This is a genomic window from Nocardia brevicatena NBRC 12119 (assembly GCF_000308495.1).
Lineage (GTDB): Bacteria > Actinomycetota > Actinomycetes > Mycobacteriales > Mycobacteriaceae > Nocardia > Nocardia brevicatena.
On record NZ_BAFU01000022.1, the window covers coordinates 1 to 5,970 of the forward strand.

Below are 5,970 nucleotides of genomic sequence, written 5' to 3' on the forward strand. Positions count from 1 at the left end.
AGGTGGGCCTGTAGAAACCGTAGAATTCCATACCGCTGTTCTCCGTTCGAATCGCGCCGACCTGGACCGGGTCACCGGCCTCGACCATCTGCCCGTTGCCGACCACCATGGCGACGTGCCCGTCCCACACCACCAGATCACCGGGCATCAGATCGCCCGCGGAGACCGGGGTGGCACCGTTGGCCTGCTCATGGGCCAGTCGGGGCAAATCGACACCGGCCTCGCCGTACGCCCATTTGGTGAGCCCGCTGCAGTCCAGCCCCGCACCCGGGGTGTTGCCGCCCCAGACGTAAGGGGTGCCGACCGCGCTGAGCGCCGACTTCACCGCGGTGGCCGCCTTCTCGTTCGGCGCCTCCACCACGCTCCCGTCTGGCAAGGTGATCTTCACACCGCTGCCGTGCGTCGTGGAACCGGCGGTGGTACTCGCCTTGCCGAGGGTTCCCTTCGACGTGCCGGTGGCCGGGCTCGGGCTGCTCATCGCAGAACTCATCAGCGAACCGGCCGTGCTCGCCAGACCCGAAACACCCGATACCGCCTGCGAGACGGCCTGCGGTGCCGTCGCGACGGTACTCGCCGGCGGCGGGGTCGGCGGGGGCGGGGTCAGCTCCTGCATCGACGCGGTCTGCGTTCTCAGTTCGCCCTGGACCCGGCCCACCACACCCAGCGCCTGGCCGAGATGGTCGATGGCCGAACCCACCAGCATGCTCACCCCGGCGGGGGTGCCCAGGGTGGGGGTGATCGCGGACGCGGTGTTCACGAACGACTGGGCGATGGTGGTCAGCTCCTTCTGCCCCGTCTCCACATGGGCCGCGGCCTGGCCGACCACCGTCGCCATCTCGTTACCGCGATCGGAGATGCCGGCCGCCGAGGTCTGCACCCGCAATGCCTTCGAGGTGGCGGCGTCGGCGCCCTGGCCATCCCAGGCGGTGCTCATCTGGTTGATACTTGCCCGGCCCAGCGTATGCACCTGGTTGATGGCGGTGGAGGCCGAACGCAGCGCGTCGCCGGGCCCGCCGGTGGGCAGGACGCCGGTGCCGAAACTGGCCAGCAGATCGAATATCGGTTTCGCGATCGCGTTGATATCGATCACCGGGTCACTCCCGCGCCGCGCCGCGCAGAGCGGCGGCGTTGTCCAGGTCGGCTTCGCCGTAGCTCACCGCGGAACCGACCGCCGCGCCGCTCATGGTGCCCAGTACCGCGGACAGTTGTCCGATGGTCGCGATATGACCGGCATGCGCCGCCGCGTACGCCGCCATGAAATCACCCCCGATCAGACCGAAGACCGGTCCCAGCGCCGTGGGCCCGGCAACCGCCGCGTTCGCGCCGGCCGCGGCGAGTTCGCCGGCCATCACCTGAGCGGTCGCGCCGTAGGCGGCGATGCCCTCGACATCGGCCGAGATGTTCACCATCAGACTTCCCCCATCGACTTCGTTTCCCGGGCAGAGTATGTCATCTACCCGATTGGACGCGCCGACAACCCGAACGGTTCCGGTTTCGGGGAAAATTTCCGAACCCGGCGCTCCCTGCGGCGAATACGTTCCGACCCTAGCGGATACGCGTCCGAACGTCCGTCCGTAACCGGTCCGCGCATCCCGAACCGAGGACAGAAGTACGGGCCCGCGCCGGAGTATGGACGAAGCCCGGGCGCCTGTGGTCGGCGCGTGGAGTACGCGCGCACGGCCGGACCGGACGGCGGAGGTACGCCTATCGTTCCTCCCATGCGCACGCACATCGTCGACCATCCGCTCATCGCTAGCCTGCTCACCATCATGCGTGACGAGCGGACGCCCGACCACGCCTTCCGCGCGGCCCTGAAGGACCTGTCCGGGTTGCTGATCTACGAGGCGCTGCGGGACGCGCCGGCGGAGCGGTTCGATATCGTCACCCCGGTCGCGCCGACCGAAGGTGTCCGTTTGGCACGGCCTCCGCTACTGGTGCCGGTGCTGCGCGCCGGACTCGGCATGGTGGAGGCCGCCGCGACCCTGATACCGCGTGCCCATGTCGGTTTCGTCGGACTCGCCCGGGACGAGGAGACCCACCGGCCGACCCTGTACATGGAGTCGCTGCCCGAGGACCTGTCCCATACCCCTGTTTTCGTCCTGGACCCGATGCTGGCCACCGGCGGATCGATGCTCCACACGCTGAAACTGCTCGTCGCGCGTGGGGCGAGGGAGATCACCGCGGTGTGCGCGGTATCCGCTCCGGAGGGGATCGCGGCACTGGAGGGGGCCGGGCTGCCGGCCCGGTTGGTCACCGCGGCCGTGGACGAGGGATTGAACGAAAACGCCTTCATCGTACCCGGACTGGGGGATGCGGGGGACCGCCAGTTCGGTTGTGTGTGATCGCGCCGCATCCCGGTGCACGACTCGGGGTGCACGCCCGGCCGCCACGGTGGACGGTCCACGGGGATCTCATCGGTGCCACTCCCGCGTGGCTCGGCCTCTCACACCGCGGACTCGTCCTTCCGCATGCCTCCGCCGGCGCGCAGGCGCCGTACTCGGTCCGGATCCATCGGCCCCGGCATCACGGAGGCGGGCCGTGATGAATGGTCGAACTCATGCGGTGAGAGCTCGGCAATGTTCACTCAACCGGGAAAGGCGTTCTGCCGCAATGACCTTGGCCGAACCCAGAGCAGTGCGCTCAGCCACCGGCTGCACCACCTCCAGATAGCATTTGAGCTTGGGCTCGGTTCCGGAAGGCCGGATGACGACACGAATACCCGGCCCGGTGAAAACCAATGCGTCGGTGCGCATCCGACCACGGGCAGCGGACAGGTCGGTGCATTCGACCGGGGACCCGGCCAGTTCGCGCGGCGGTGCGCCGCGCAACCGGTCCAGTAGCGCCGCGGCGGCGGGACGGTCCGGAAGCCGCAGCGAGATCTGATCGCCGGCGTGCACACCGAATTCCACGGCGTAGTCATCGAGTTCGTCGGCCAGGGTGCGGCCCTCGGCCTTCAGCCGGGCAACCAGGTCCGCCGCCAGCACGGCAGTGGAAATACCGTCCTTGTCCCGCACCGCCACCGGGTCCACGCAATGGCCGATCGCCTCCTCATAGGCGTAGACCAGACCCGCACCCGCCCTGGTGAGCCATTTGAAGCCGGTCAGGGTCTCGGCGTAGCGGGCACCGCGCGCCGGAGCCAGGCGCGACAGCAGGCGCGAGGAAACGATGGTGGTGGCGACCAGAGAGTTCGGGGGCGCGGTGCGCAGGACGGCGTCGGCCAACAGCACCCCGGTCTCGTCGCCGCGCAGCATGCGCGCGCCGTCAAGTGCGCGGATACCGACAGCGCAACGGTCGGCGTCCGGGTCCAGGGCCAAGGCCAGATCGGCGTCCACCCGCCGCGCCAGGGACAGGAGCATATCGGTCGCCCCGGGCTCCTCCGGGTTCGGGAAGGCGACAGTCGGGAAATCGGGGTCGGGGGCGAACTGGTCGTCGACCACATGGATATCGGTGAACCCGGCAGCGGTGAGCGCCCGGACCGCCGTATCCCCGCCGACACCGTGCAAGGGAGTGAGGGCGATGCGAATATCGGCCCGAGTACCCGCGCCGCCGATCCGTTTCGGCACCCGCGCCACCCGCTCCAGGTAGTGGGACAGGATCCCGGCGCCCGACGGCGACACCGCCGCCCGCGGAATCGGCTCGGTGACCTGCCCGATCCGCTGTTCGATCTCGGTATCGGCCGGCGCGACCAACTGCGCGCCGCCGTCCAGGTACACCTTGTACCCGTTATCGGTAGCCGGATTGTGCGAGGCCGTGATCTGCACCCCGGCCACCGCGCCCAGTTCACGGACCGCGAAGGCCGTCACCGGGGTGGGCAGCGGATCGGACAGCCGCGTCACCTCGAACCCGGCGGCGCCGAAGACCTCCGCCGTCACCTCGGCGAATTCGGCGGAACCGTGCCGGGCATCCCGGCCGACCACCACTCGGCCGCCGCCCAGGCAGCGGTCCCCGAGCCATGCGGCCAGACCGGCGGTGGCGCGGGCCACCGTGGTCTCGTTCATCCCGTCCGGACCCGGAGCCAGCGGCCCCCGCAAACCGGCGGTTCCGAACCTCAACATCCGAGCCGCGCCGCCGTCAACACCGCTCGAGAATCCCGCGCAGCAGTATGCCCAGTCGCGGCGCCGCGGCATGCCCCTCGGCCAAAACCTCGGCATGGGACAGCGGTGCGCCGGTCACACCGGCCGCCAGATTGGTGACCAGCGAGATACCGAGCAGCCGGGCACCCAGTGCGCGGGCGGCGATGGCCTCGAGCACGGTCGACATACCGACCAGATCGGCCCCGATGGTGGCCAACATGCGAATCTCGGCGGGAGTCTCGTACTGCGGGCCGGTCAGCCCGGCATATACGCCGTCGGTGAGCCCGGGGTCGACCGCTCTGGCGAGCGTACGCAGTTCGGGATCCCAGGCGTCCACCATATCGACGAAGTTGGCCCCGGTCAGCGGCGTGCGGCCGGTGAGATTCAGATGATCGGCGACCAGCACCGGCTCCCCGACCCGCAGGCCGGGCCGGATACCACCCGCCGCATTGGTGAGCACCACGATCTCGGCCCCCGCCGCCACCGCGGTCCGCACCGGATGGACGACCTCGGTGGGCTCATGACCCTCGTAGAGGTGTTGGCGGCCCATGAGCACCAGAACGGACGTCCGCTCGACGGGAACCGACAGCACCACCCCCACATGGCCCTGCGCGGTGGGCGCCGCGAACCCGGGCAGCTCCGGCATGGACAGCGAGGCGGTGGGGGCACCGAGCTCCGCCGCGGCGCTCTGCCAACCCGAACCGAGGATCACCGCCACCCGATGCCGCTCCACCGACGTCCGTTCGGCAATCGCCTGTGCGGCCTCTTCGGCAAGCGCGAGGTCTACAGCCTGTTCGGCAAGCATGGCCACACTGTATCTTTGGCGCCGCCTGGCGGCGGCGCGGGGTTGCGGCCCTGGCGGGTCTCGCGTTTCGGCCCCCGAGACTCGTGCCTTCGGCACATGCGCTTCGGGGGCCGAAACGCGAGACGGGCCGCAACCCTTTGTGGGCCTCGTAAGACTCGGCATGTGGGGTGGGTGTGGTGGGGAGTGTGCGGTGGGATGGGGGAGAGTGCGGTGGTATGGGGGAGAGTGCGTTGGGGGGTGGGAGTGCGTTGGGGGGTGCGTGAGTGTGGCGGGGCGAAGGGTACATGGTTCGGCGGAGGTGGGGGCGCGTTGGTATGGCAGGGCGGGGCGGGATGCTACTCATGGGTAGGGTTTTGGGATGTGGGGGTTTACGCTGCGTGTATGCCGTACATGGAACGTGATGGGGAAGTGTTCGTGCTCTGCCTCGGCAACGAGGGACAGACCGACAGTGAAAACCGCTTCCATCCCGACTGGATCGATGAGGTTCACGCCCTGTTGGACTCCGTGGAGACGAGTGAAGGGCCGGCTGCGCTGGTCACTACGGCCACCGGCAAGTTCTTCACCAACGGTCTCGACACCGACTGGCTGTTCGCGAACATGGGGGAGGTACATGGCTACTTGGACCGGGTGCATACCGTTTTCGCCCGAATCCTGGCCTTCCCGCTGCCCACCGTGGCCGCGATCAACGGGCACGCCTTCGGGGCGGGGGCCATGCTGGCCCTGTCCCATGACTTCCGGGTGATGCGCGCCGACCGCGGCTTCTGGTGCCTGCCCGAAGTGCATCTGGGGATGCCGTTCACCATCGGAATGAACGCGCTGATCACCGGGCGGCTGACCAACCAGGTCGCGCTGCGTGCCATGACCACCGGACACCGATTCGGGGCCGACGAGGCCATCGCCGCCGGCATCGCCGACGACAAGGTCGAGGCCGCCGAACTGCGCGTCGCGGCCGTGAGCCGTGCCGCCGAACTCACCCGCAACCGCACCGCGAGCCTGCCGCATATCAAGCGCTCCCTACACGCGAACACACTGGCCGGGCTCGAGGTACCCACTACCCCGGAAAACCTCACATTCAGTGCTTGATGGGGGAGT

6 protein-coding genes are annotated in these 5,970 nt (G+C 69.2%); 2 read left to right on the forward strand and 4 right to left on the reverse strand.

Features of this window, described 5'->3' with window-relative positions; genetic code table 11:
- Together ON20_RS04880 and ON20_RS04885 are read right to left on the reverse strand one after the other, a co-directional pair.
- The coding region (locus tag ON20_RS04880; protein ID WP_040833745.1) for a C40 family peptidase at nt 1-1,090 on the reverse strand (1,090 nt) is incomplete at its 3' end.
- Nucleotides 1,091-1,094: 4 nt separating this feature from the next.
- Nucleotides 1,095-1,409 (reverse strand): type VII secretion target, encoded by a 315-nt coding sequence (locus ON20_RS04885; protein ID WP_040833746.1) that lies wholly within the window; start codon nt 1,407-1,409, stop codon nt 1,095-1,097.
- 309 nt (nt 1,410-1,718) lie between these two features.
- Between ON20_RS04885 and upp the strand changes: the two genes are divergently transcribed.
- A complete protein-coding gene (gene upp / locus ON20_RS04890; RefSeq protein WP_040833747.1) occupies nt 1,719-2,342 on the forward strand; it encodes a uracil phosphoribosyltransferase in 624 nt (207 codons plus the stop codon).
- Between the two features lie 213 nt (nt 2,343-2,555).
- On the opposite strand, the gene ON20_RS04895 is transcribed toward upp, so the two are convergent.
- Entirely contained in the window at nt 2,556-4,055 is a 1,500-nt protein-coding gene (locus ON20_RS04895) for a phospho-sugar mutase (RefSeq protein WP_051161659.1), read from the reverse strand.
- A 16-nt stretch (nt 4,056-4,071) separates the two neighbouring features.
- The gene (locus ON20_RS04900) at nt 4,072-4,878 is read right to left on the reverse strand and encodes a purine-nucleoside phosphorylase (RefSeq protein ID WP_040833748.1); all 807 of its coding nucleotides are present in this window, start codon (nt 4,876-4,878) and stop codon (nt 4,072-4,074) included.
- Between the two features lie 381 nt (nt 4,879-5,259).
- Between ON20_RS04900 and ON20_RS04905 the strand changes: the two genes are divergently transcribed.
- Nucleotides 5,260-5,961, forward strand: a complete 702-nt coding sequence (locus ON20_RS04905; protein ID WP_040833749.1) for an enoyl-CoA hydratase-related protein — start codon at nt 5,260-5,262, stop codon at nt 5,959-5,961.
- Nucleotides 5,962-5,970 lie beyond the last annotated feature (9 nt).